Raw genomic sequence first — 25,180 nt, 5'->3', positions numbered from 1 at the left:
TCTGATTTTGGCCCACGAAAAAGCCTCCCAAGATAGAGTTCCGCATGGTCGATGTCGTTGTGGCCGAGAACGTCCATCATCTGCCTAGGGTTGGCGAACCAGCCGCTAGCATATTGATCTTGTGTAGAAAACGAGGACCCTCCGCGGCTAAAATAATCGTTATCCGCCAATAGGTTACGAAGCGGTTCGCCAAGGTCGACAAGACGCTGGTTCAGCCATTCGCCAATAGGGTCACCTTATACCGGATGCAGCTTTGGGTCGCATCACGGTCGTTGGAGTGAAACTTTGCACTGCCTGGAAGCGACATCCATTCGGGCTGTCCGGAAATTTTCAGGCCACGTCCCGCCGAATTGGCTTGCGATCGTCAGTCGCGAACACCGCGCTCGCTTCGCTGACGATAGAGACATGGTCCCTGGCGGCCTTGCCCGCAGCAACGCTGTCTCCGCGCATGATTGCGGTGACAATTAGGTCGTGTTCCTGCCAGGATTTGGCCAGCCGTCCGGGCAGCATGAACTGCGCGCGGCGGAAGGGTGCCAACCGGCTGCGGGTCATCACGGTGAGATCGTGGATATGCGTATTGTGGGCGCCACGATAAAGCCGGCTATGGAACTCGGTGTTGAAATACTCATAGTCCTCCTCGGCGCCCAGCTGAACCATCCGCGCTGAAGCCTGGTGCTCGGTCTCGAGCCCGCGGCGCTCGCTGCTGGTCATGCGCTCGGCCGAGAAGCGCGCGCAGATCGCCTCCAGTTCGGCCATGCTCTCGAACATCGAGGCGAGATGCTCCTGCGTCACGACGGCCACGATAGCGCCCCTGTTGGGTCGCCTCTCGACCAGGCCCATGGCGCTGAGCTGGCCGAGCGCCTCCCTGACCGGGGTGCGTGATACGTCGAAGCGGGCGGCGAGCGAGGCCTCGTCCAGCTTTTCGCCGGGGCGCAGGTAGCCGGTGACGATCCGGTCGCCGATCGCCCGCACCATCTGATCCACGGTCGTGCCCGACCTGATCAAGCTGCGCTTCCCCGACAAGTTTCCTCCGTCGCGTCTTCTCGTGGAGTCGGCCGACTCGTCGGTCCTTCGACTCGATATGCCCTCTATGCCTCTATTTTAATCTGCCTGTCAAACTGGCTATTTTCAAGGCAAAAAGTGCATGCAATTGCCTGTGCTGTGAGCACGATCCTTCGATATGATAACTGATTTTATTGGATAAATTTCAATTTGAAAACTGGCACGGTGATTGCATGCACTTTCTTGACGGCATGTTAACCGACCCGGAAAAGGGTCCCAAAGGGGAGCATTCACTATGACCGACAGATTCATGCTTAACCGCCGCCAACTGCTCAAGACCTCCGCCGCGGGAGCCGCACTCGGCCTGGCCTCGGCATCCTTTCCGATCAGCCGTGCCTTCGCCGCCGCCGCCACCGTCGGCTTCATCTATGTCGGCCCGAAGGACGACTACGGCTACAACCAGGCGCATGCCGAGGGGGCGGCGTCGCTGAAGGGCATCGAAGGCATCTCCATCGTCGAGGAGGAAAACGTTCCCGAGACGGTCGACGTCCAGAAGACGATGGAATCGATGATCAATCTCGATGGCGCCTCGCTGATCTTCCCGACCTCCTTCGGCTATTTCGATCCGCACATGCTGGGCATGTGCGCGAAATTCCCCGACGTGCAGTTCCGCCATTGCGGCGGCATGTGGAACAAGGACAAGCATCCGATGAATGCCGGTTCCTATTTCGGCTATATCGGCATGGGCCAGTATCTCAACGGCGTCGTCGCCGGCCACACCTCGAAGAGCAAAAAGCTCGGCTTCGTCGCCGCCAAGCCGATCCCGCAGGTGCTGCTCAACATCAACTCCTTCCTGCTCGGCGCGCGCTCGGTCGACCCGACGATCACCTGCCAGGTCATCTTCACCGGCGAGTGGTCGCTGGCGGTCAAGGAGGCGGAAGCCACCAACGCCCTGGTCGACCAGGGCGCCGACGTCATCACCTGCCATGTCGACAGCCCGAAAGTGGTGGTCGAGACGGCCGCCGGCCGCGGCGCCTTCGTCTGCGGCTATCACGCCAACCAGAGCCCGCTGGCGCCGGAAAAATACCTCACCGGTGCCGAGTGGAACTGGGCCAAGGTCTACAAGATGTTCGTCGACGACCTCATCGCCGGCACGCCGCTGCCCAATTTCACCCGCGGCGGACTGGCCGACGGCTTCGTCAAGATGAGCCCGCTGGGTCCCGCCGTCGGCGAGGCGGCCCGCAAGCAGTTCGACGCCACCCTGGCCGAAATGATGAAAGGCGGCTTCTCCGTCATCAAGGGTCCGCTGAAGAGCAACAAGGGCGCCGTCGTGGCGACGGAAGGCCAGGCCTTCGCCGAGACCGCCATCGAGCTCGAAAGCATGGACTATCTCGTCGAGGGCGTCGTCGGCTCGACCGCCTGAACCTGGAGCGCGGAGACGGGGACCATGACGGATACGACCAGCAGTGCGGAGGCGCCGGCAGTGTTCGGCGCCAGGGGATATCCGGCGGCGCTCGAATGGATCGCCAGGCGGGCGGAAGCCTTCGTTATTCCGCTCGCGGCGCTGGTCGTCGGCATGGTCCTGTTCAGCCTGTTTATTGCGCTGGTCGGCAAGTCGCCGGTCCAGCTCTATGAAACCATGTGGCGCGGCGGCTTCGGCTCGTGGTTCTCCATCCAGAACTCGCTGTCGCGCGGAGCGCCCCTGCTGCTCGCCGCGCTCTGCGTGGCGCTGCCGGCGCGGCTCGGCCTCGTCGTCATCGGCGGCGAGGGCGCCATCGTTCTCGGCGGCGTCGCCGCCGCTGCCATCGGCGTGGCGCTGGGCGGCGCGCCATCCTCAATCGTCATTCTTGCCATGGGCGTGGCGGGCATGGCCGCCGGCGGCATCTGGATAGGTGCCGTCGGCGCGCTCCGCCATTACCGGGCCGTAAACGAAACCATCTCCAGCCTGCTGATGGCCTACATCGCCATCGCCCTGATGAACCAGCTGGTGGAAGGACCGCTGCGCGACCCGGCTTCGCTCAACAAGCCCTCGACCCAGCCGCTCGCCGACATCTACCGCATCGGCAATATTCCGGGCATGGAGGTGCATTGGGGGCTTGCCGTCGGCATCGTCGCCTGCGTGCTCTCCTGGGTGCTGATCGAAAAGACCCGCTGGGGCTTCGCCGCCCGTATCGCCGGCGGCAATGTCAGGGCAGCGCAGGTGCAGGGGCTGGCCGTCGGACCGCTCATCGTCGGCTTTACCGCGCTTGCCGGCGGCTTTGCCGGCCTTGCCGGCATGCTGGAAGTCGCGGCCGTGCAAGGCAGCGCCAACGGCTCGCTCGCCGCCAGCTATGGTTACACCGGCATACTCGTCGCCTTCCTCGCTCGCCACAACCCGCTGGCCATCATCCCGGTCGCCATCCTGCTTGGCGGCATCGACGCGTCCGGCGGGCTGATCCAGCGCCGCATGGACCTGCCCGACGCCACCGTGCTGGTGCTGCAAGGCATGCTGTTCATCGTCATCCTGTTCAGCGAGACCTTGTACGGCCGCTTCAAGGCCTTCAATCCCGACCTGTGGCAGAGGGCCGCCTGATGGACGCAACCGAGATCGGTCTCTGGGGCGTGCCGCTCGCCATCCTCGGCGGTGCCATCCGCGTGTCGACGCCCTTCATCTTCGTCTCGCTGGGCGAGGCCATCACCGAGCGCTCCGGTCGCATCAACCTTGGCCTCGAAGGTACGCTCGTCTTCGGCGCCATGACCGCCTATGCGGTCGCGGTGATGACCGACTCGCCATGGCTCGGCTTGCTGGCCGCCGCGGCCGCCGGCCTTTGCTTCGGCCTGTTCCATGGCTGGATCTGCAAATTCCCGAAAGTCAATGACATCGCAATCGGCATCGCGCTGATGCTGTTCGGCTCGGGGCTCGCCTTCTTCTTCGGCAAGCCGTTCATCAAGCCGAAGGCGCCCAACCTTCCGGCCATTCCGTTCGGCGCATGGTCCGACATTCCGCAGGTGCAGGCGGCGCTCGACGTCAACGTCCTGTTCCTGATCGGGGCGGCACTTTCGCTCGTCCTGTGGTGGGCCTTCCGCAACACTCGCGCCGGCCTCATCGTGCGCGTCGTCGGCGACAGTTCCGACGCAGCGCGCGCCATGGGCCTCAACCCGAACACGGTGCGCCTCGTCGCCACCGGTCTCGGCGGCGCGCTGGCCGGTATCGGCGGCGCCTATCTGTCGCTCTACTATCCCGGCAGCTGGACGGAGCGCATCTCGTCTGGCCAGGGGCTGATGGCGGTGGCACTGGTCATTTTCGCGCGCTGGAATCCGCTCGGCTGCTTTGCCGCCGCCCTTCTGTTCGGCGGCGCCGGAGCGCTCGGACCGGCGCTGCAGTCGGTCGGCGTCACGCAAGGATACTACCTGTTCTACGCCGCCCCCTACATCCTCACCTTGATCATCATGATCGCCACCTCGTCGCCGACCCGTTCGCTTGCCGGCGCGCCGGGGGAATTGTCGATCACCAAATAACTGGAGTTTTTTGCCATGAACGCCAGAGCCGAGATCACCCAGCGCTACATCGACGCGGATCCCTATCCATGGCCCTACAATGGCGAACTTCGCCCCGACAACACGGCGTTGATCATCATCGACATGCAGACCGATTTCTGCGGACCGGGCGGCTATGTCGACCATATGGGCTACGACCTCTCGCTGGTGCGCGCGCCGATCGAGCCGATCAAGTCGGTGCTGTCGGCCATGCGCGCGAAAGGTTACACCATCATCCACACCCGCGAGGGCCACCGGCCCGACCTCGCCGACCTGCCCGCCAACAAGCGCTGGCGCTCGCGCCGCATCAATGCCGGCATTGGCGACCTTGGCCCCTGCGGGCGCATCCTGGTGCGCGGCGAGCCGGGTTGGGACATCATTCCCGACCTTTACCCGATCGAGGGCGAGCCGATCATCGACAAGCCGGGCAAGGGCTCGTTCTGCGCCACCGACCTGGAACTGATCCTCAACCAGCGCGGCATCGAAAACATCGTGCTCACCGGCATCACCACCGATGTCTGCGTCCACACCACCATGCGCGAGGCCAACGACCGCGGCTTCGAATGCGTCATGCTGGAGGATTGTTGCGGGGCGACCGACTACGGCAATCATCTCGCCGCGATCAAGATGATCAAGATGCAGGGCGGCGTCTTCGGCGCGGTGTCGAACGCGGCGTCCTTCGTCGCCCAACTGCCGTGAGGAAATCAGGATGAGCGCGATCACCGGCAAGGCCGTCGGCGTCGAGACCATCGGCATGACCATGCGCTTCGGCGCCTTCACGGCGCTGGGCGATGTCTCGATCAAGGTGCCGGCCGGCTCTTTCCACGCCCTGCTCGGCGAAAACGGCGCCGGCAAGTCGACGCTGGTCAAATGCATGATGGGTTTCTATCACCCGACCGCCGGCGACATTCTGGTCGACGGCCACGAGGTGGCGATCGCCAGCCCCAGGGACGCATCGGCGCTCGGCCTCGGCATGGTCTACCAGCATTTTACGCTTGTCCCGTCGCTGACCGGCGCCGAAAACCTGGTCATTTCGCGCGAGAAGGTTCCCGGCGTGATCGACTGGCGCAAGGAGCGCGGCGACCTTGCCGTGTTCATGGATCGCATGCCGTTCAAGCTGCCGCTCGACGTCAAGGTGGCCGAACTGGCGGCCGGCGAGAAGCAGAAGCTGGAGATCATCAAGCAGCTCTATCTTGGCCGCTCCTTCCTGGTGCTGGACGAGCCGACCTCCGTGCTCACCCCCGGCGAGGCGCAGGAAGTGCTGGGCCTTGTGCGCGACATGACAAAAGCCGGCGACCTCACCGTGCTGATGATCTCGCACAAATTCCACGAGGTGACGGCGTTCGCCGACGACGTCAGCGTGCTGCGCAAGGGCAGGCTGACCGGCACCGGCCGCGTCGTCGACCTAGACCGCAAAGCCATGGCGGCGATGATGATCGGCGACCAGCCGATCGCCGCGCTCGACAGCCGCGCCGAGCCCAGGCTGGACGCCGAGATCGTGCTCAAGGTCAAGGCGCTGAAGGCGCCTGACCGCACCGGGCTGAAGTCGATCCGGATCGAGGATCTCGGCGTGCGCTCCGGCGAGATCGTCGGCATCGCCGGCATTTCCGGCAACGGCCAGAAGGAATTCCTCGAAGTGCTGGCCGGGCAGCGCCCCCGCGATGCCGGCGAAGTCATGGTGCGCGGTACCGCCTATGCGGCGACGCGCGCCGAGGCGCGTGCGCTCAACGTCCGGCTCATCCCGGAAGAGCCGCTGAAAAACGCCTGCGCGCCGAAGATGACGGTGGCCGAGAACATCTCCTTCCGCACCTTCGACATCGACAGCAACGGCAAGCCGGTGAGCTGGATCAGCGCCGGCGCCATCAAGGCATTCAGCGCCAGGCTGGTCGAGCAGTTCAAGGTCAAGACCGCCTCGCTTGCCTCGCCAATCGCTTCGCTGTCGGGCGGCAATGTGCAGCGCGCCGTGCTTGCCCGCGAACTCACCGGCGAGGTCGATCTGCTGATCGTCTCCAACCCGTGCTTCGGCCTCGACTTCTCGGCGGTGGCCGAAATCCGCGCCCGCATCATGAAAGCGCGCAATGCGGGTGCCGCCGTGCTTCTGATGTCGGAAGACCTCGACGAACTGCTCGAACTGTCCGACCGCATCTTCGTCATGTCGGACGGCGCGCTGGTCTATGAGACGCCGATTGCGCAGGCCAGCGTGCAGACCATCGGCGAACACATGGCGGGACATCACTGATGGCGGAAATCGATGCGCTGCCGTTTTCCTTCACCTTCAAGCGGCAGACCATGGCGCTGGTGGTCATCGACATGCAGCGAGACTTCGCCGAGCCCGGCGGCTTCGGCGCCAGTCTCGGCAACGACGTCGGCCGCGTGACCGCGATCGTGCCGACAGTGAAGCGGCTGATCGAAGGCTTTCGCGCCGCCGGCCTGCCGGTAATCCACACCATGGAGTGCCATAGGCCCGACCTTTCGGACCTGCCGCCGGCCAAGCGCGACCGCGGCAATCCGTCGATCCGCATCGGCGATATGGGCCCGATGGGACGTCTACTGATCGCGGGCGAACCCGGCACCGCGATCCTCGACGAGCTTGCGCCCTTGCCCGGCGAGATCGTCATCGAGAAGCCCGGCAAGGGCGCCTTCTATGCGACCAGCCTCGGCAACGACCTCAAGTGGATCGGCGCCCGCCAACTCGTCTTTGCCGGCGTGACGACCGAAGTTTGCGTGCAGACGACGATGCGCGAGGCCAACGATCGCGGCTATGAGTGCCTGCTCGCCGAGGACGCGACGGAAAGTTATTTTCCCGAGTTCAAGGCGGCGGCAATCGCCATGATCAGGGCGCAGGGCGCCATCGTCGGCTGGACGGCAACGACCGACCAGGTGCTCGAGGGAATTGCCAATGCCTAATCTTGCCTTTGCCGGCCTGCTCGACGGCGGCTGGCGCGATCTGGCGTTCGAGCCCTTCCGCGACGGCATCGGCGTGCACTGGCTGCTCAAGGGCGGACCGGTCGAACCCTCGGTCGCCATCCTCAGCTACCAGCCTGGCGCCGGCGTGCCACGCCACCGCCATGTCGGGCTGGAGACCATCGTCGTGCTGGAAGGCATCCAGAGCGACGAGAACGGTGACTATCCTGCCGGCAGCGTGATCCTCAATCCGGTCGGGACCGAGCATTCGGTGTGGACGAAGGACGGCTGCGTCGTGCTGATCCAGTGGGACCTGCCGGTGATCATTCTGGGGGAGGCGAGATGAGCGACATCCACTTCGACATAGCGAGCCTGCACGCGGCCTATCGAGACGGCGTCAGCGTTGGCGATGTGATCGCGACGATTTATGCCCGCATCGAGACGGCTGACGATCCGGGCATCTTCATCCATCTCGCCGCCCGGGCGGATCTGCTTGCGGCGGCCGAAGCGCTCGGCCCGTTCGACCCGCTGGGAAAACCGCTCTGGGGCATTCCCTTCGCCGTCAAGGACAACATCGACGTCGCCGGCATGCCGACGACGGCGGCCTGCGCCGAATACACCTACTGGCCCGACAGTGACGCCACCGTAGTGGCGCGGCTCAGGGCCGCCGGCGCGCTGGTCGTCGGCAAGACCAATCTCGACCAGTTCGCCACCGGCCTCGTCGGCGTGCGCACGCCCTGGCCGATCCCGCGCAACGCCATCGACGCGGAGCTGGTGCCGGGCGGCTCCTCCTCGGGGTCGGCGGTGGCGACGGCGCGCGGCATCGTCTCCTTCGCGCTCGGCACCGACACGGCCGGCTCCGGCCGCATCCCGGCCGGCCTCAACAACATCGTCGGGCTGAAGCCGACCGTCGGTGCGCTGTCGACGGCCGGCGTCGTGCCGGCCTGCCGCACGCTCGACTGCGTCTCGGTGTTCGCGCTGACCGTCGACGACGCCTATCGGGTGTTCGCGGTCGCAGCCGCGCGCGATGCGGCCGATCCCTATTCGCGCGACATCGCCGTCCAGCCGCTCGCCGCCCGCCCGCCGGTGCTGAACGTCGGCATCCCGGCAAAAGCCGACCTGAAATTCTTCGGCGATGCGGCGATGCAGGATGGCTTCGAGGCCTCGCTTGCCATGCTGTCGCGGCTCGGCTGCCGGCTGGTCGAGATTCCCTTCGGCGATTTCTACGCCACCGCCAACCTCCTCTACGAGGGCGCCTGGGTGGCCGAACGCTACGCCGCGATCCGCGATTTCATGGACGCCAACGAAGCCGCCATGCATCCGGTGACGCGCAAGATCATCGGCGGCGCCAGAAGTCTGTCGGCGGCGGACGCCTTTCGCGGCCTCTATGCCTTGCAGGCCTACAAGGCGAAGCTTGCCCCGGTCATCGCCTCGGTCGACCTGTTCTGCGCGCCGACCGCGCCGACGCATTACACCACTGCCGGCGTGGTTGCCGATCCGGTCGAGACCAACAGCCGGCTCGGCACCTACACCAATTTCGTCAACCTGCTCGATATGTGCGGCATTGCCGTACCGACCTGCACGCGCGATGACGGCCTGCCGATGAGTGTGACGCTGCTTGCGGCCGCCGGGCTGGATGGCCTTGTGGCGTCCGTCGCGCGCGATCTCCATGCCGCGAGCGGCCTCACCCTCGGCGCGACTGGCTGGCGGCAGCCGGGCGCGCAGCCTGTCGGCGCATCGGCCGAAGACGGCACGATCGAATTGGTGGTGGTCGGCGCTCACCTCTCGGGAATGCCGCTCAATGGCCAGCTCAGGGAGGCTGGTGCCCGGTTCTGCCGGGCGATGAGGACGGCCTCTTCATACAAGCTTTATGAGCTCGCGGGCCAAGCCACGCCCAAGCCAGGACTGGTCCGTGTCGGCAATGACGGCACTGCGATCGAGGTGGAGGTCTGGCGGCTGCCTGCCGACGCTTTCGGCCACTTTGTGGCCGCCATCCCGCCGCCGCTGGGCATTGGCAGTATAGAGCTTGATGACGGCAGCACCGCCAAAGGCTTTCTGGTGGAATCCGTGGGCTTGCTCGGCGCTTCCGACATCTCGTCATTCGGCGGCTGGCGCCGCTTTTTGTCAGATCGCGTTCCCGTTTGAACTTCGTCAACGCACTTTGCGAAGGCAAGAGGGGCCGGGGCCCCGACCGAGGTAGGTTGAACTTCTGATTACCTTCGTTGCGAAGCCGGAAAGTATCTGGCCCGCAATTTTCCCGGCCATTTTGAAAAGTTTCAAACTTGTCAGTGCCCTTCCTCATATAAATGGGATCGATCGTATAGCGGCAAGCTCGACGCACCAGGGAATCGGCCTGTGACCGGTCGATGATCCCGCATTGCACAATCCCATCGCTTCGAGATATTGAAGCCATGGTCCGCTCCCCACTCGCCGTCCTGGTGATCGACGAAAACCGCATACGTGCCTCGATCATCGAGGCAGGCTTGCGCGAGGCCGGGCATGAGCGGGTCACTATCATTCATGACGTGATCGGCATCGCACGCCGCATTGCCGAGATCGAGCCGGACGTCATCGTCATCGACCTCGAAAATCCGAATCGCGACATGCTGGAAAGCATGTTCCAGCTGTCGCGCGCGGTGAGGCGGCCGATCGCCATGTTCGTCGACCGCTCGGACCAGGCCTCGATCGAAGCAGCAGTCGATGCCGGCGTCTCGGCCTATGTCGTCGACGGTCTCAGGCAGGAGCGCGTCAAGCCGATCCTCGACATGGCAGTCAGCCGCTTCAACGCCTTCTCGCGCATGGCGCGCGAATTGGACGAGGTTCGCGGTGAGCTCGAGAACCGCAAGGTGATCGATCGCGCCAAGGGCATATTGATGAAGTCGCGCGGCCTGACGGAAGAGGCGGCCTACGCGCTGCTGCGCAAGACGGCGATGAACCAGAACCGCAAGATCAGCGACATCGCCCAGAGCCTGGTGACCGCCGCCGGGCTACTAGGGCCGATGGGGGACGAATGAGCATGACTGCTGCGCACCAGATCACCGCCGGCTTCATGCCGCTTTTCGACAGCGCCGTGTTGGTCGCTGCCCGCGAGTTGGGTTTTGCCGCCCGCGAAGGGGTTGAACTCAAGCTGCAGCGCGAGACATCCTGGGCCAACATCCGCGACCGCATCGCCATTGGCCATTTCGACGTCGCCCACATGCTGGGGCCGATGCCGCTCGCCTGCAGTCTTGGCCTGACGCCGCTCGCATCCGACACCGTCGTGCCGTTCTCATTGGGCCTGGGCGGCAACTGCGTCACCGTCTCCAACGCCGTCTGGGGCGGCATGGCAGCACATGGCGCCGAGCCGGATCTCGACCCGGCGCGCGCCGGGGCAGCACTTGGCGCATTTATCCGCGAGCGGGCGGCAGCGGGACGAGAGCTGCTGCGTTTCGCCGTCGTGCACCCGCATTCCGGGCACAATTACGAACTGCGCTACTGGCTTGCTGCTTGCGGTATCGATCCAGAGCGCGAGATCGAGATCGTCATCGTGCCGCCGCCCTTCATGGCCGACGCGCTGGCCACCGGGCGTATCGACGGCTATTGCGTCGGAGAGCCCTGGAACAGCGCCGCGGTGGCTGCCGGCACCGGCCATATCGTCACCGTCAAGGCGCTGCTGTGGAAGAACAGCCCGGAGAAGGTGATCGGCGCCCGCAAGGCCTGGGCCGAGGAAAACCCGCAGGCGCTGGCGGCGCTTTTGAGAGCGCTGCATCATTCCGCTCGCTGGTGTCAGGATGCGGCAAACCGAGGGGATCTGGCCTCGCTGATGGCGGAGCCTCGCTTCCTGGGCCAGCCATCGGCGATCCAGATGCCTGTCCTCACCGGACATCTCCACCTTGGCGGCGGCGCGAAGCGGACGGTCGAGGATTTCTTCGTGCCTTTCGACAAGGCGGCGAACTTTCCGTGGAAGAGCCATGCGCTGTGGTTCTACACGCAGATGGTGCGCTGGGGCGACGTCGCGCACACGCCGGAAAATCTCGCCATCGCCAGGGATTGCTACCGGCCCGACCTCTACCGCGCGGCGTTGAAGCCGCTCGGCGTGGCGCTGCCCGGCGCCAATGCCAAGGTCGAAGGCGCGCTGAAGGCGGCAACCCCTGTCGGTTCGGCGGGTGCCAGTCTTGTGCTCGGCCCGGACGGCTTCTTCGATGGCCAGATATTCGATCCCGATGAGATCGACGCCTATGTCGCCAGTCAAAAATCAGGCCTGCATCCCGCCTGATCAATTCTGCGCCGTTCTTGTGCATTGCACAAAAATTGTGCGTTGCAATTGCTCTAATGAACAATCTTTGGCCTCCCAGCCTATGCGCCGGCGCAATGGGAATTGCTTCGGACTACTGATTTCATTGATGTTTTTCCTTCAATCCAAAACTGGCACGGTTCCTGCTTTGTAATGATCAGGCCCTTCGCGGGTCACGGAACAGGCGTCCAATGGCGGGCGCCACAGGCAAGGCTGCCGCTCAGGTCAAAACGCGATCCCGGATGTACGGACGCGCGAGGCCTGGACGGTGGCTTTTTTGTTTTGGGCCAACGCCCTCGCGTTCAACCGGAGACGACGATGAAGAAGACGATGAAGCAATGGATCGGCACAGGCACGTCGCTCAAGGATGTGACGCGTCGCGATTTTCTTGTCAGCAGTGCCATGACCGCAGGTCTGTTCATAGCAGCTCGCAAGCTCTTCCCCTCGGGCGCCTATGCCGCCACGACTGCTCCGGAAGTCACTGGCGCCAAGCTCGGCTTCATCGCGCTGACCGATGCGGCACCGCTGATGATCGCCAAGGAGAAGGGGCTGTTCGCCAAATACGGCATGCCCGATGTCGAGGTGCTGAAGCAGGCCTCCTGGGGCGCGACGCGTGACAATCTGATGCTCGGCGGCGACGCCAACGGCATCGACGGCGCCCACATCCTGACGCCGCTGCCTTACCTGATGCACGCCGGCAAGGTGACGCAGAACAACCAGCCGATGCCGATGGCGATCGTGGCGCGGCTCAATTACGACTGCCAGGGCATTTCGGTGGCGCAGGAATATGCCGCCACCGGTGTCGGCCTCGATGCCTCCAAGCTGAAGGACGCCTTCGCCGCCAAGAAGGCGGCCGGCAAGGAAATCAAGGCCGCCATGACTTTCCCGGGCGGCACGCATGACCTCTGGCTGCGCTATTGGCTCGCCGCCGGCGGCATCGATCCCGACAAGGATGTTTCGACCATCGTGGTGCCGCCGCCGCAGATGGTCGCCAACATGAAGGTCGGCAACATGGACGTCTTCTGCGTCGGCGAACCGTGGAACGAGCAACTCGTCCATCAGGGTGTCGGCTTTACCGCTGCCACGACAGGCGAGTTGTGGAAGGGCCATCCCGAAAAGGCGCTCGGCCTGCGCGCCGAATTCATCGACAAATACCCGAACGCCACCAAGGCGATCCTGATGGCCGTCATGGAAGCGCAGCAATGGTGCGAGGCCATGGAGAACAAGGACGAGATGGCCGCCATCATCGGCAAGCGGCAATGGATGAACGTCCCTGTCGCCGACATCATCGGCCGCCTCAAGGGCGACATCAATTACGGCAATGGCCGCGTCGCCTCCGGCACCGATCTCTACATGAAATTCTGGAACGGCGGCGTCTCCTATCCCTTCAAGAGCCACGACAGCTGGTTCCTCGCAGAAAACATCCGTTGGGGAAAATTCGCGCCGACCACCGACATCAAGGCACTCGTCGATCAGGTCAACCGCGAGGATCTGTGGCGCGAGGCGGCCAAGGATCTCGGCGTTGCGGCGGCCGACATCCCGGCGTCTTCATCGCGCGGCGTCGAGACCTTCTTCGACGGCAAGGTCTTCGATCCTGCCAACCCGTCCGCCTATCTCGACAGCCTGAAGATCAAGGCCTCCGCCTAATCGTCGGCGCCAGTGCCCCAAGGAGTTTTTCCCAGACATGTCGATTCAGACTATCGAGGACACAACAGTGAAGGCGTTCCCCGCGAAGCCGGCGGAGGTCATCGCCTTCACCGCCAAGGCGCGGCGCCGCATTGATCCGATTGTGATCGCCGGCAAACTGGCCAGTGCGCTGGTGCCGCCAGCGATCGTCATCGCCCTTATGTTGGTCGTCTGGCAGATCGCCTGCTCGTCGCCCACCGCCAGCCTGCCGCCGCCGAGCCAGGTCTGGAACGAGGCTTATGACCTGATCGCCCATCCGTTCTTCAACAACGGTCCGCAAGATATCGGGCTGGCGTGGCGGGTGCTGATTTCGCTGCAGCGCGTCGCCATCGGCTTTGGCCTGGCGGCGGTCGTCGGCGTCGCGCTTGGAGCATTGGTCGGCCAGTCGATCTGGGCAATGCGCGGTCTCGATCCGGTGTTCCAGATCCTGCGCACCGTGCCGCCGCTGGCCTGGTTGCCGCTGTCGCTGGCAGCGTTCCGCGATTCCAGCCCGTCGGCGATCTTCGTCATCTTCATCACCTCGATCTGGCCGATCATCATCAACACCGCAGTCGGCGTGCGCAACATTCCCGAGGACTACCGCAACGTCTCGCGCATCCTGCGGCTCAACCAGTTCGAATTCTTCGTCAAGATCATGGTGCCGGCCGCGGCCCCCTACATCTTCACCGGTCTCAGGATCGGAATCGGCCTGTCCTGGCTCGCCATCGTCGCCGCCGAAATGCTGACCGGCGGCGTCGGCATCGGCTTCTTCATCTGGGATGCCTGGAACTCGTCGCGGCTGCCCGACATCATCGTCGCGCTCGCCTATATCGGCGTCACCGGCTTCTGCCTCGACCGTCTGGTCGCGGCGGTCGGCGCCTTCGTCACCCGCGGCACAACGGCAAAGTGAGGAGAGGGTGATGAAAGCCTATCTGAAACTCGATCATATCGACAAATCCTTTGCCCGCGGCAATCAGGTCAGCGAGGTGCTGAAGGACATCAGGCTGACTATCGACAAGGGCGAGTTCGTCTCAGTCATCGGTCATTCCGGCTGCGGCAAGTCGACCTTGCTCAACCTGATCGCCGGGCTGACCAAGGTTTCCGCCGGTGCCGTGCTGCTCGAAGACAAGGAAGTCGACAGCCCCGGACCCGAACGCGCCGTGGTGTTCCAGAACCATTCGCTGCTGCCGTGGCTCACCGTCTACGAAAACATCAACCTGGCGGTATCGAAAGTCCTCGGACGTTCGAAGAGCAGGGCCGAGAGGCATGACTGGATCATGGGCAATCTCGATCTCGTCCAGATGGCGCATGCCAAGGACAAGCGGCCAGCCGAAATATCGGGCGGCATGAAGCAGCGCGTCGGCATCGCCAGGGCTCTGGCCATGGAACCGAAGATCCTGCTGCTCGACGAGCCGTTCGGCGCGCTGGACGCGCTGACGCGCGCCCATCTGCAGGATGCGGTGATGGACATCCATTCCAGGCTCGGCTCGACGACGATCATGATCACCCACGATGTCGACGAGGCAGTGCTGTTGTCCGATCGTATCGTCATGATGACCAACGGCCCGGCGGCGACCATCGGCGAGGTGCTTGCGGTGCCGCTGGCGCGTCCGCGCCGGCGCATCGAACTCTCTTCGGACCGCACCTTCCTGCGCTGCCGCGAGGCGGTGCTGAAGTTCCTCTACGAACGCCACCGCTTTGTCGAAGCCGCGGAGTAACGCCATGAGCGAAAAACTCGTCATCATCGGCAATGGCATGGCCCCAGGGCGCATGCTTGAGCATCTGCTTGAGCAAGCTCCCGGTCGCTACACCGTCACCATCTTCAACGCCGAGCCGCGCGTGAACTACGACCGCATCATGCTGTCGCCGGTTCTGTCGGGCGAAAAGGCCTATGAGGAAATCATCATCCACGGCGACGGCTGGTACATCGCCAACAACATCACCCTCTACAAGGGTCACAAGATCATCGCGATCGACCGGACGGCGAAGACCGTCACGTCCGATCATGGCGTCACCGAGCCTTACGACAAGCTCGTCATCGCCACCGGCTCGGTGCCGTTCATCATTCCGGTTCCCGGTCATGATCTGCCGGGCGTGCTGACCTATCGCGACCTAGACGACGTGCAGGCGATGATGCTCGCCGCACAGTCGCGTGCCAAGGCCGTGGTCATCGGCGGCGGCCTGCTCGGGCTCGAGGCTGCGGCCGGTCTCAACGCCCAAGGCATGGACGTCACCGTGCTGCATGTCATGCCGACGCTGATGGAGCGCCAGCTCGATCCCGCCGCCGGCTATCTCCTGCAGCGCGCCGTCGAACAGCGCGGCATCAAGGTTATCACAAAGGCCAACACAAAGGCGATCACAGGCAACGGCAAGGTCGCGCAGGTCGAACTTGCCGACGGCACCGTCATTCCGGCGACGCTGGTGGTGATGGCCGTCGGTATCAGGCCGAATTCGGCGTTGGCCAAAGAGGCTGGCATCGCCGTCAACCGCGGCATCGTCGTTGATGCCGGCATGCGCAGCAACGATCCTGATATCTACGCAGTCGGCGAATGCGCCGAGGTCAACGGACAGGTCTATGGCCTGGTAGCGCCGCTCTACGAGATGGCGCGCGTAGCGGCCCGCCAGCTTGCCGGCGACGAGGCAGCCGCTTTCGTCCATATGGACACGCCGACCAAGCTCAAGGTCACCGGCATCGACCTGTTCTCGCTCGGCGACTTCGCCGAGGGCGAGGACCGCCAGGAGATCGTGCTGCGCGATGCCGCGGCCGGCGTCTACAAGCGCCTGGTGCTGAAGGACGATCGCATCATCGGCACCGTGCTCTATGGCGAGACGGCGGACGGGGCCTGGTTCAACGATCTCAAGAAGAAGCAGACCGACATATCGGAGATGCGCGACACACTGATCTTCGGCCAGTCGTACCAGGGGGGTGCCCCGCTGGACCCTATGGCGGCCGTTGCAGCCTTGCCGGATGATGCGGAAATCTGCGGCTGCAACGGCGTTTGCAAGGGCAAGATCACAGGCGCGATCACGGCCAAGGCCCTGACCTCGCTCGACGACGTGCGCGCCCACACCAAGGCGTCGGCCTCTTGCGGCTCTTGCACCGGGCTGGTCGAGAAGCTGATGGTGCTGACCATCGGCGACAAGTACAACCCGGCAGCAGTACAGCCTATGTGCGGCTGCACCACGCTCGGCCATGACGAGGTGCGCCGGCTGATCATCGCCAAGAGCCTGAAGACCATTCCGGCCGTCATGCAGGAGCTGGAATGGACAACTTCTTGCGGCTGCGCCAAATGCCGGCCGGCGCTCAACTACTATCTCGTCTGCGACTGGCCGGACGACTATGCCGACGACTATCAGTCGCGTTTCATCAACGAGCGCGTCCACGCCAACATCCAGAAGGACGGCACCTATTCGGTGGTGCCGCGCATGTGGGGCGGCGTGACAAACGCCGCGGAACTCCGCGCCATCGCCGATGTCGTCGACAAGTTCGAGATCCCCATGGTCAAGGTCACCGGCGGCCAGCGCATCGATATGCTCGGTATCCGCAAGGAAGACCTGCCGGCGGTGTGGGCCGATCTCGGCCAGGCCGGCTTTGTCTCCGGCCATGCCTACGCCAAGGGGTTGCGCACGGTGAAGACCTGCGTCGGTTCGGACTGGTGCCGTTTCGGCACGCAGGATTCGACGGGCCTCGGCATCCGCATCGAAAAGTTCATGTGGGGCTCGTGGACCCCTGCCAAGGTCAAGATGGCGGTGTCGGGCTGCCCGAGGAACTGCGCCGAGGCAACCTGCAAGGATGTTGGCGTGATCTGCGTCGATAGTGGCTACGAGATCCATTTTGCCGGCGCGGCCGGCCTCGACATCAAGGGCACCGAGGTGCTCGGCCTTGTGAAGACAGAAGACGAGGCGCTCGAACATATCGTGGCGCTGACGCAGATGTATCGCGAGCAGGGCCGCTATCTCGAACGCATCTACAAATGGGCCAAGCGCATCGGCATCCCGGAGATCAAGCGCCAGATCATGGACGATGGCGACAAGCGCAAAGCCTATTACGACCGCTTCGTCTTCAGCCAGAAATTCGCCCAGGTCGACCCGTGGTCGGAGCGCGTCTCCGGCAAGGACAAGCACGAGTTCAGGCCGATGGCTTCGGTCGGGTTTGCGCAGGCGGCGGAGTGAGCATGATGAATTGGATCGCCATTGGCTCGCTCTCGGACATTCCGCGCCGTGGGGCGCGCTGCGTCGCCACGCCGGAAGGCAAGGTCGCGGTCTTCCGCACCCAGGACGATCAGGTCTATGCAATCGACGACCACTGCCCGCACAAAGGCGGACCGCTGAGCCAAGGCATTGTCCATGGCACCGCGGTCACCTGTCCGTTGCACAATTGGGTGATCTCGCTGGAGACGGGCAAGGCGCTCGGCGCCGATGAGGGTGTGGTGCGCACCATTCCGGTGCGCATCGATGGCGAACATCTGTTCATTGCGCTGGAAGCGCTGGCCAGCCGCGCGGCCTGAATCATGGAAATCGACGCAGCGCGCGAGGTGAGGACCACCTGCCCCTATTGTGGGGTGGGTTGCGGCGTGCTGGCGAAGGTCGCCGCGGACGGGCAAGTGTCGGTCCGCGGCGATCCCGACCATCCTGCCAATTTCGGCCGGCTTTGCTCCAAGGGCTCGGCCCTGGCCGAAACCATCGACCTCGACGGCAGGCTGCTCCACCCCGAAATCGACGGGCGCCGCGCCGGCTGGGACGAAGCGCTCGACCGCGTCGCCTCGACCTTCTCAAAAACCATCACCGAGCACGGCCCGGACTCGGTCGCCTTCTATGTTTCCGGACAGTTGCTGACCGAAGACTACTATGTCGCCAACAAGCTGATGAAAGGTTTTGTCGGCTCGGCCAACATCGACACCAATTCGCGGCTGTGTATGGCCTCATCGGTGGCCGGCCACCGCCGTGCCTTCGGCTCCGACACCGTGCCGGGCGCCTATGAGGATCTCGAGCTCGCCGACCTGATCGTGCTGGTCGGCTCCAACCTCGCCTGGTGCCACCCCGTGCTCTACCAGCGCATCGCCGCGGCCCGCGAAAAGCGGCCCGACATGAAGATCGTGCTGGTCGACCCGCGGCGTACCATGACTGCTGACATCGCCGACATGCATCTGGCGATCGCGCCGGATGGCGACGTTGCTTTGTTCACGGGGCTGCTCGCTTATCTCGGCCAGCACAACGCGGTCGACCGCGGTTACATCTCTGCGCACACTGCGGGTTTCGGCCAGGCCCTTTTTGCCGCCTCGAAACTCGACCTTGCCGGTGTCGCAGCCGCAACCGCCCTCAGCGAGGATGAGCTCACCCGGTTCTACAGCCTGTTCGCGGCCACCGCGAAGACCGTCACCGTCTACAGCCAGGGCGTGAATCAGTCTTCGTCGGGCACCGACAAGGTCAATGCCATCATCAACTGCCATCTCGCCACTGGCCGGATCGGCAAACCCGGGGCAGGGCCGTTTTCGGTGACCGGCCAGCCAAACGCCATGGGTGGCCGCGAGGTCGGCGGCATGGCCAATATGTTGGCCGCCCATATGGAGATCGAAAACCCTGAGCATCGCGACCGCCTGCAGCGCTTCTGGAACGCGCCGGCCGTTGCGCAAAAGCCTGGCCTGAAGGCGGTGGAGATGTTTCAGGCGCTCGCCGACGGGCGCATCAAGGCGCTGTGGATCATGGCCACCAACCCGGTCGATTCCATGCCGGATGCCGACGCCGTCGAAGCGGCAATCAAGGTCTGCCCCTTCGTCGTGGTGTCGGACGTATTGGCCAAGACCGACACGGTCCGCCATGCCCATGTCCGGTTGCCCGCCGCCGCATGGGGCGAGAAGGACGGCACCGTCACCAATTCAGAGCGCCGGATCTCGCGCCAGCGCTCCTTTCTGCCAGCACCCGACGAGGCGCGACCCGACTGGTGGATTGTCGCCGAGGTTGGCAAGCGGATGGGTTTTGGCGAAGCATTTTCCTATTCGTCGCTGGCGAAAATCTTCGCCGAACACGCCGCGCTGTCGGGCTTCGAGAATGACGGCGCGCGCGATTTCGATATCGGTGCCTATTCAGCTGTCGATGAAGAAGACTATCACGCGCTGGCGCCTTTCCAGTGGCCAGCGTCGAGCTCCCAGAAGACCGCACCTGGTCCCTCCATCACCCGTTTCTTCGCCGACGGCAATTTCTACACAGCCGACCGCAAGGCGCGGTTCGTCGCCATTCGGGCCGCCACGGAAAGCCGCACCAATCCGGACTATCCGCTCATCCTCAACACCGGCCGGGTCCGCGACCACTGGCACACCATGACGCGGACCGGCAAAAGCTCCCGTCTGTCCCAGCACATCGCGGAGCCCTTCGTCGAGATTCACCCGACGGATGCGCAGCGCTACGGCATCGGCGACGCCGACATCGTGCGTATCTCCAGCCCGCGCGGCGAGGTGCTCGTGCGCGCAATGATCACGTCCCGCCAGCGCCGTGGCAGTCTGTTTGCACCGATGCACTGGACCGATCAGTTCGCCGCCAAGGGCCGGCTCGACGCGTTGACCGCGTCGCTCACCGACCCCGTTTCCGGTCAGCCCGCCTTGAAACACGTCGCGGTTCGGCTTGAGAAATTCGCCGCAAAAGCTTTTGGCTTCGCCGTGACGCGGCGACGTCCCGAGGCGATCGACGCCGACTACTGGGCAGCAGCCCGCTGCCGGGGTGGCTGGCGCATCGAACTCGCTTTCGCCGAGGCGGAGATCGACTGGACAGGCTTTGCCCAGTCCCTGTTCGGCGCGCCGCCGGAAACCGAAATGCTCGCCTATCACGACCGCGACGCGGGCCAGCACCGTATCGCCGCCTTCGATGGCAAGCACCTCGCCGGGGCCTTGTTCGTTGCGTCCGGCCCGGTCGCGGTATCACGCGGCTGGGCAGCGCAACAGCTCGAGGAGGTGCACGCCAGCCAGCGCGAACGCTTCCGCATCGTCGCCGGCCGCGCTGGAGCCGAACGGCCAGATGCCGGTGCGATCGTCTGTTCCTGTTTCGGCGTTGGGGTCAACCAGATCGTGGCGGCAGTGACGGCCGGCTGCGCGACCGTCGATGCCATCGGCGGCGCCCTGAAGGCCGGCACCAATTGCGGCTCCTGCCGGGCCGAGATCAGGGCGATCATCCAGGTCAATCGGTTTCAGGCCGCGGAGTAGATGCGGCCGGCTCTTGGATGTGGCGCTCGTTCCAGATTGCCTATCCGAGCCGACACGGCAGAGACGCCACCGCTCGCGGCGCCTATGAACAGCTCGCAACGGAGCAGCGACATTGGCGGCTCACAGCAGGCAAACCAGGGTCTCCGCCGCACCTCGACGCCGCGGTCGCGTAGATCGTGGCCGTTGCCGCGCCGATTTTCTGGAGTGATAAGCCGCGCCCGACGCGGCGAATTCGTAACCCTATTCGGCGGCCGTCTCCGAGGGCGCCTCTGCCGGCGTCGAAGGCTCGGCCTCGGCACGCGGCTTGCGCCGTGAAAACAGCGACCTGAGCGTGACGTAGAACACCGGCGTCAGGAACAGGCCGACGAAGGTGACGCCGAGCATGCCGGAGAACACCGCGGTGCCGAGCGACTGGCGCATTTCTGCGCCCGGGCCCGTTGCGATCATCAGCGGCACGACGCCGAGGATGAACGCGAAGGCGGTCATCAGGATCGGTCGCAGCCTGAGCCGGCAGGCTTCGACGGCAGCCTCGGCGACCGACAGGCCGCGTTCCTGTGCCTGCCGCGCGAATTCAACGATCAGGATGGCGTTCTTGGCGGCAAGCCCGATCAGCACGATGAGGCCGATCTGCACGAGGATGTTGTTGTCCAGCCCTCGGAACGACACGCCGAGCAACGCCGCGAGCACGCCCAGCGGCACCACCAGCACAATGGCGAACGGCAGCACCCAGCTTTCATATTGCGCCGCCAGCGCCAGGAACACGAACAACACCGACAGTGCGAAAATATAGACAGCGGCATTGCCGGTGTTGCGCTCCTGATAGGCGAGCTCGGTCCATTCATAGGAGGTACCGGCCGGCAGCGTCTTTGCGGTGATCCCTTCCATCAATGCCAGCGCGTCGCCCGTGGAAACGCCGGGCGCGGCGTTGCCCTGCAGCGGCACCGAAACGTACATGTTGTAGCGCTGGACCAGCGCCGGGCCGGTGACGTCGCGGATCTCGATCAACGTGCCTAGCGGAACCAGCGCGCCGGTCGCCGAGCGCACCTTCAGTTTCAAAATGTCGGCGCGATCGAGGCGGAACGCCTGGTCGGCCTGCGCCCGCACCTGGTACACGCGCCCGAAAGCGTTGAAGTCGTTGACGTAGGCGGTGCCCAAATTGATCGACAGCGTCTCGAAGATGTTGGGGATCGGCACGTTCAGGATGCGCGCCTTGTCGCGATCGATCGCCAGGAAGAATTGCGGGCTCGACGCGGAGAAGGTGGTGAACACGCCCGTCAGCCCCGGCGTCTTGTTGGCCTTGCCGGCGATTTCGTAGGCAAGCGCCAGGATCTGCCGCATGTCGGCGCTGTTGCGCTCCTGGATCTGCAGCTTGAAGCCGCCGGCATTGCCGACGCCGCGGATCGGCGGCGGCGGCAGTGCGATAATGAAGGCCTCCTTGATGCTTTGCAGGCTGCCGAACAGATTGCCGATGACCTGGGTCGCGGACTGGCCAGCTTTCAGTCGCTCGTCAAACGGCTTGAACCTGGCGAAGATCACGCCCGCGTTGCTGGCGTTGGTGAAGGTCGCGCCGGAGAAGCCGGCGAAGGCGACTGCGTAGTCGACGCCTGGGGTTTTCTGGATGATCTGCGACGCCTGCTGGATGACAGCATCGGTCCTCGACAGTGAGGCGCCGTCCGGCAACTGGACGACGACGATCGCGTAGCCCTGGTCGAGCGACGGAATGAAACCGCGCGGCACCGTCTGCGCCATATAGACCGTGGCGTAGATGAGGGCCGCAAAAACGGCCAGCATGGCGCCGATCGCTATCCGCGAGCCGACCAGCACGCGGATGATGCTCGAATACCAATGGGCGAGCCTGTCGAAGCCGCGATTGAAGCCGTCGGCGAGCGCCTGACCGAACCGCGCCAGGAAAAAGCGTGGCGGCGCCGCAGCAGCGTGGTGCGGCTTGAACAGCAGTGCGGCCAGCGCCGGCGAAAGCGTCAGCGAATTGAATGCCGAGATCGCCGTCGACACCGCGATGGTGATCGCAAACTGCAGGTAGAACTGCCCGGAAATGCCGGGGATGAAGGCTGTCGGTACGAACACGGCTATCAGCACCAGCGAGATCGCGATGACGGCCGTTCCGACTTCGTCCATGGTCAGGTGCGACGCCGGATTGGGCGCCAGCCCTCTGGCGATATTGCGCTCGACGTTTTCGACCACGACGATCGCATCGTCGACGACGATGCCGATCGCCAGAACGAGGCCGAACAGCGTCAGCATATTGAGCGAGAAGCCGGCGGCGTAAAGCACCGCCAGCGTGCCGATCAGCGACACGGGGATCGCCACGATCGGCACGATCGCCATGCGCCACGATTGCAGGAAGACGATGATGACGATGATGACCAGCACCATCGCCTCGAGGATCGTCTTGTAGACCTCGTGGATCGACTCGGCGACGAACTCGGTCGGATTGTAGACGATGTCGTAGCTCAACCCTTTCGGGAAGTCCCGGGAAAGCTCCTTCATCTTGTCCTGGATCTCCGCGGCTGCGGCGAGCGCATTGGTGCCCGGCCGCTGGAAGATGGCGAGCGCCACCGCCGGTTTGCCGTTGAGATAGGAGTTGGTGACGTAATCCTTGGCGCCGAGCTCGATGCGCGCCACGTCCTGCAGCTGGATCAGGCGGCCGTCTTCGGTCGATTTGACGATCACGTATCGGAAGTCGCGCGCGTCGTTGAAGCGGCCTTGCGTGGTGACCGTGTACTGGAACGCCGTGCCCATGTTGGTCGGCGGCGCGCCGATCGATCCGCCCGACACCTGGACGTTCTGGTCGCGCAGCGCCTGCACCACATCGCCCGAGGTCATCCCCAGGGCCGACAGTTTTTCCGGATCGAGCCAGATGCGCAGCGAATATTCGCGTTCGCCGAAGATGATAAGGTCGCCGACGCCGTCCAACCTGAGCAGTATGTCACGCACCCGCGAGCGGGCGTAGTTCGAGACGTAGAGCTGGTCGTAGGTATTGTCGGGCGACAGCATGTGCACGACCATCATCAGGTCGGGCGAGCTCTTGGTGGTGGTGATGCCGAGGCGGCGGACTTCTTCGGGCAGGCGCGGCTCGGCGACCGACACGCGGTTTTGCACCAGCACCTGCGCCTGGTCGAGATCGGTGCCCAGCTTGAAGGTGATGGTCAGCGCCATCGCCCCGTCGCCCGACGAATAGGACGACATGTAGAGCATGCCCTCGACGCCGTTGATCTCCTGCTCGATCGGCGTTGCCACCGTCGCTGCGACCGTCTCGGCGTCGGCGCCCGGATACTGCGCGCGAACGACGATGGTCGGCGGCGCGATCTCGGGATATTGCGCGACCGGCAGCTGGGTATAAGCAATCCCGCCGAGAATGAGCAGAACGATCGAAACGACCGATGCGAAGATCGGACGGTCGACGAAGAAATGTGCGAACCTCATTGCTGCAACCCGGCGGTTTCGACCTTGGGTGGCAATGTCACCATCTCGACCTTCACCTTGGTGCCGGGCCTGGCGTGCATCAGCCCGTTGACGATGATCGTCTCGTTGCCGGTCAGGCCCTGGCGGATCACCCGGTAGCCGTCGAGAAGCGGGCCGGTGCGCACGGGCTTCGCCGATACCATCCCGGCCTCATCCACCAGGAACACGATGCGGCGATCCTGATCGGCGCCGATCGCCTCGTCGGGCACCAGCACGCCGCTATGCGGCAGCGACCCCGGCACGTTGATGCGCCCGAACATGCCTGGCTGGAGAACGCCGTCGGCGTTGGGAAACGTTGCACGCACCCGCATGGTGCCGGTCGCGTTGTCGATCCGGTTCTCGGCAAAATCCAGCTTGCCCTTGAAGACCGCCTCCGCGCGGTCGGCGACGCGAACCACCACCTCGAGCCCGCCGGCGCCTTCCTGCATCGAGCCGCCGCGCTCCTTCGCGTCGCGGGCGTAGCTGAAATACAGGCGCTCATCGACGTCGAAATAGAAATCGATCGGATCGCGGGTAACGATGGTCGTCAGCAAGGTGGAATCCGGCTGTACGAGGTTGCCGACCGACACCAGCCGGCGGTCGATGCGGCCGGACAAGGGCGCCTTGATCTCGGTGAATTCCAGATTCAGGCTGGCCGACGTCAGCGCAGCCGTTGCGCCCTGCATCTGCGCCATTGCCGAAAGGTATTCCCGCCGGCGGTCGTCGACCGTCGCGGTTGAGATATTGCCGGTCTTGGCGAGTTCGTCGGCGCGATCCAGCTGCATCTTGGAGAATTCGAGCAGGGACTTGGCGACGTCCACTTGCGATTTGGCGGCTTCATAAGCCGCCTGGTACGGACGCTGGTCGATGGTGAAGAGCAGGTCGCCCTTGTTGACCAGTGCGCCATCCTGGAAGCTGACCTTGTCCAGATAGCCGCTGACGCGCGAACGGATGGCGACCTGGTCAACGGCTTCGAAGCGCCCGACGAACTCGTCGTCTTCGACGATGTCACGGACCACCGGCTTGGCCGCCGTCACCACGGGTAGCTGCTGGTCCTGCGCAAACGCAGTGCTGCCGAAAGCCATGCCGAGCAGGAATGTCGCCGACAGGATGGCGCGGGCAAGCCAGCCGGCCGATTGACGGGGTCGCCCGCCCGCGTCGCGAT

General features: G+C 64.4%; 19 protein-coding genes. 16 read left to right on the top strand and 3 right to left on the bottom strand.

The window, feature by feature from the left end; translation table 11 throughout:
• Positions 1 to 330: 330 nt before the first annotated feature.
• Entirely contained in the window at positions 331 to 975 is a 645-nt protein-coding gene (locus AC04SG_RS02155; protein ID WP_488549870.1) for a GntR family transcriptional regulator, read from the bottom strand.
• Positions 976 to 1,297: 322 nt separating this feature from the next.
• On the opposite strand from AC04SG_RS02155, the gene AC04SG_RS02150 reads away from it, so the two are divergent.
• The 16 genes from AC04SG_RS02150 to AC04SG_RS02075 all read left to right on the top strand — a co-directional run bounded on the left by AC04SG_RS02150 (position 1,298) and on the right by AC04SG_RS02075 (position 20,553).
• Positions 1,298 to 2,425 carry a BMP family ABC transporter substrate-binding protein gene (locus AC04SG_RS02150; protein ID WP_488549737.1) on the top strand — a complete coding sequence of 376 codons (1,128 nt, stop codon included), beginning with the start codon at positions 1,298 to 1,300 and terminating at the stop codon, positions 2,423 to 2,425.
• A 24-nt stretch (positions 2,426 to 2,449) separates the two neighbouring features.
• Positions 2,450 to 3,574, top strand: coding sequence for an ABC transporter permease (locus AC04SG_RS02145; RefSeq protein ID WP_488549736.1), 1,125 nt, complete (start codon positions 2,450 to 2,452; stop codon positions 3,572 to 3,574).
• Positions 3,574 to 4,500 carry an ABC transporter permease gene (locus AC04SG_RS02140; RefSeq protein WP_488549735.1) on the top strand — a complete coding sequence of 309 codons (927 nt, stop codon included), beginning with the start codon at positions 3,574 to 3,576 and terminating at the stop codon, positions 4,498 to 4,500. The genes AC04SG_RS02145 and AC04SG_RS02140 overlap by 1 nt, the downstream gene beginning before the upstream one ends.
• Before the next feature lie 15 nt (positions 4,501 to 4,515).
• Positions 4,516 to 5,217 (top strand): biuret amidohydrolase, encoded by a 702-nt coding sequence (biuH, locus tag AC04SG_RS02135; RefSeq protein ID WP_488549734.1) that lies wholly within the window; start codon positions 4,516 to 4,518, stop codon positions 5,215 to 5,217.
• Between the two features lie 10 nt (positions 5,218 to 5,227).
• Positions 5,228 to 6,757 carry an ABC transporter ATP-binding protein gene (locus tag AC04SG_RS02130; RefSeq protein ID WP_488549733.1) on the top strand — a complete coding sequence of 510 codons (1,530 nt, stop codon included), beginning with the start codon at positions 5,228 to 5,230 and terminating at the stop codon, positions 6,755 to 6,757.
• A complete protein-coding gene (locus AC04SG_RS02125; protein ID WP_192259595.1) occupies positions 6,757 to 7,425 on the top strand; it encodes a cysteine hydrolase family protein in 669 nt (222 codons plus the stop codon). The genes AC04SG_RS02130 and AC04SG_RS02125 overlap by 1 nt, the downstream gene beginning before the upstream one ends.
• On the top strand, positions 7,418 to 7,768 hold the full coding sequence (locus tag AC04SG_RS02120) for a cupin domain-containing protein (protein ID WP_488549732.1): 351 nt from the start codon (positions 7,418 to 7,420) through the stop codon (positions 7,766 to 7,768). The genes AC04SG_RS02125 and AC04SG_RS02120 overlap by 8 nt, the downstream gene beginning before the upstream one ends.
• Entirely contained in the window at positions 7,765 to 9,567 is a 1,803-nt protein-coding gene (gene atzF / locus AC04SG_RS02115) for an allophanate hydrolase (RefSeq protein ID WP_488549731.1), read from the top strand. Before AC04SG_RS02120 ends, atzF begins: the two co-directional genes overlap by 4 nt.
• Before the next feature lie 266 nt (positions 9,568 to 9,833).
• The gene (locus tag AC04SG_RS02110; protein ID WP_488549730.1) at positions 9,834 to 10,436 is read left to right on the top strand and encodes an ANTAR domain-containing response regulator; all 603 of its coding nucleotides are present in this window, start codon (positions 9,834 to 9,836) and stop codon (positions 10,434 to 10,436) included.
• Between the two features lie 2 nt (positions 10,437 to 10,438).
• Positions 10,439 to 11,677 carry a CmpA/NrtA family ABC transporter substrate-binding protein gene (locus AC04SG_RS02105; protein ID WP_488549729.1) on the top strand — a complete coding sequence of 413 codons (1,239 nt, stop codon included), beginning with the start codon at positions 10,439 to 10,441 and terminating at the stop codon, positions 11,675 to 11,677.
• Positions 11,678 to 12,013: 336 nt separating this feature from the next.
• Positions 12,014 to 13,342, top strand: a complete 1,329-nt coding sequence (locus AC04SG_RS02100) for a CmpA/NrtA family ABC transporter substrate-binding protein (protein WP_488549728.1) — start codon at positions 12,014 to 12,016, stop codon at positions 13,340 to 13,342.
• A gap of 37 nt (positions 13,343 to 13,379) precedes the next feature.
• Positions 13,380 to 14,270 carry a nitrate ABC transporter permease gene (gene ntrB, locus AC04SG_RS02095; RefSeq protein ID WP_488549727.1) on the top strand — a complete coding sequence of 297 codons (891 nt, stop codon included), beginning with the start codon at positions 13,380 to 13,382 and terminating at the stop codon, positions 14,268 to 14,270.
• A 10-nt stretch (positions 14,271 to 14,280) separates the two neighbouring features.
• Complete coding sequence (locus tag AC04SG_RS02090; RefSeq protein ID WP_488549726.1) at positions 14,281 to 15,078, top strand: ABC transporter ATP-binding protein; 798 nt, start codon at positions 14,281 to 14,283, stop codon at positions 15,076 to 15,078.
• Between the two features lie 4 nt (positions 15,079 to 15,082).
• The gene (gene nirB / locus AC04SG_RS02085; protein ID WP_488549725.1) at positions 15,083 to 17,533 is read left to right on the top strand and encodes a nitrite reductase large subunit NirB; all 2,451 of its coding nucleotides are present in this window, start codon (positions 15,083 to 15,085) and stop codon (positions 17,531 to 17,533) included.
• A gap of 5 nt (positions 17,534 to 17,538) precedes the next feature.
• Positions 17,539 to 17,868, top strand: a complete 330-nt coding sequence (gene nirD / locus AC04SG_RS02080; protein ID WP_488549869.1) for a nitrite reductase small subunit NirD — start codon at positions 17,539 to 17,541, stop codon at positions 17,866 to 17,868.
• A gap of 3 nt (positions 17,869 to 17,871) precedes the next feature.
• Complete coding sequence (locus tag AC04SG_RS02075) at positions 17,872 to 20,553, top strand: nitrate reductase (protein ID WP_488549724.1); 2,682 nt, start codon at positions 17,872 to 17,874, stop codon at positions 20,551 to 20,553.
• A 240-nt stretch (positions 20,554 to 20,793) separates the two neighbouring features.
• Here AC04SG_RS02075 and AC04SG_RS02070 read toward each other — a convergent pair whose 3' ends face one another.
• Both AC04SG_RS02070 and AC04SG_RS02065 read right to left on the bottom strand, forming a co-directional pair.
• Positions 20,794 to 23,997 carry an efflux RND transporter permease subunit gene (locus AC04SG_RS02070; RefSeq protein ID WP_488549723.1) on the bottom strand — a complete coding sequence of 1,068 codons (3,204 nt, stop codon included), beginning with the start codon at positions 23,995 to 23,997 and terminating at the stop codon, positions 20,794 to 20,796.
• Positions 23,994 to 25,100 carry an efflux RND transporter periplasmic adaptor subunit gene (locus tag AC04SG_RS02065; protein WP_488549868.1) on the bottom strand — a complete coding sequence of 369 codons (1,107 nt, stop codon included), beginning with the start codon at positions 25,098 to 25,100 and terminating at the stop codon, positions 23,994 to 23,996. Before AC04SG_RS02065 ends, AC04SG_RS02070 begins: the two co-directional genes overlap by 4 nt.
• Between the last annotated feature and the right edge of the window lie 80 nt (positions 25,101 to 25,180).

The organism is Mesorhizobium sp. CNPSo 4684 (assembly GCF_057784315.1).
Note: the sequence above shows the minus strand (reverse complement) of the source record. Positions and strands in the feature narration are given on the sequence as shown.

Excerpts from the sequence above, each read along its gene's own strand:
- AC04SG_RS02155 (WP_488549870.1), bottom strand. The coding sequence starts at position 975 with ATGGTGCGGGCGATCGGCGACCGGATCGTCACCGGCTACCTGCGCCCC.
- AC04SG_RS02075 (WP_488549724.1), top strand. The coding sequence starts at position 17,872 with ATGGAAATCGACGCAGCGCGCGAGGTGAGGACCACCTGCCCCTATTGT.
- AC04SG_RS02125 (WP_192259595.1), top strand. The coding sequence starts at position 6,757 with ATGGCGGAAATCGATGCGCTGCCGTTTTCCTTCACCTTCAAGCGGCAG.
- AC04SG_RS02120 (WP_488549732.1), top strand. The coding sequence starts at position 7,418 with ATGCCTAATCTTGCCTTTGCCGGCCTGCTCGACGGCGGCTGGCGCGAT.
- AC04SG_RS02105 (WP_488549729.1), top strand. The coding sequence starts at position 10,439 with ATGACTGCTGCGCACCAGATCACCGCCGGCTTCATGCCGCTTTTCGAC.
- AC04SG_RS02110 (WP_488549730.1), top strand. The coding sequence starts at position 9,834 with ATGGTCCGCTCCCCACTCGCCGTCCTGGTGATCGACGAAAACCGCATA.
- AC04SG_RS02150 (WP_488549737.1), top strand. The coding sequence starts at position 1,298 with ATGACCGACAGATTCATGCTTAACCGCCGCCAACTGCTCAAGACCTCC.
- AC04SG_RS02070 (WP_488549723.1), bottom strand. The coding sequence starts at position 23,997 with ATGAGGTTCGCACATTTCTTCGTCGACCGTCCGATCTTCGCATCGGTC.
- biuH (WP_488549734.1), top strand. The coding sequence starts at position 4,516 with ATGAACGCCAGAGCCGAGATCACCCAGCGCTACATCGACGCGGATCCC.
- AC04SG_RS02065 (WP_488549868.1), bottom strand. The coding sequence starts at position 25,100 with ATGGCTTTCGGCAGCACTGCGTTTGCGCAGGACCAGCAGCTACCCGTG.
- AC04SG_RS02145 (WP_488549736.1), top strand. The coding sequence starts at position 2,450 with ATGACGGATACGACCAGCAGTGCGGAGGCGCCGGCAGTGTTCGGCGCC.
- AC04SG_RS02100 (WP_488549728.1), top strand. The coding sequence starts at position 12,014 with ATGAAGAAGACGATGAAGCAATGGATCGGCACAGGCACGTCGCTCAAG.
- AC04SG_RS02140 (WP_488549735.1), top strand. The coding sequence starts at position 3,574 with ATGGACGCAACCGAGATCGGTCTCTGGGGCGTGCCGCTCGCCATCCTC.
- nirB (WP_488549725.1), top strand. The coding sequence starts at position 15,083 with ATGAGCGAAAAACTCGTCATCATCGGCAATGGCATGGCCCCAGGGCGC.
- AC04SG_RS02130 (WP_488549733.1), top strand. The coding sequence starts at position 5,228 with ATGAGCGCGATCACCGGCAAGGCCGTCGGCGTCGAGACCATCGGCATG.
- nirD (WP_488549869.1), top strand. The coding sequence starts at position 17,539 with ATGAATTGGATCGCCATTGGCTCGCTCTCGGACATTCCGCGCCGTGGG.
- ntrB (WP_488549727.1), top strand. The coding sequence starts at position 13,380 with ATGTCGATTCAGACTATCGAGGACACAACAGTGAAGGCGTTCCCCGCG.
- AC04SG_RS02090 (WP_488549726.1), top strand. The coding sequence starts at position 14,281 with ATGAAAGCCTATCTGAAACTCGATCATATCGACAAATCCTTTGCCCGC.
- atzF (WP_488549731.1), top strand. The coding sequence starts at position 7,765 with ATGAGCGACATCCACTTCGACATAGCGAGCCTGCACGCGGCCTATCGA.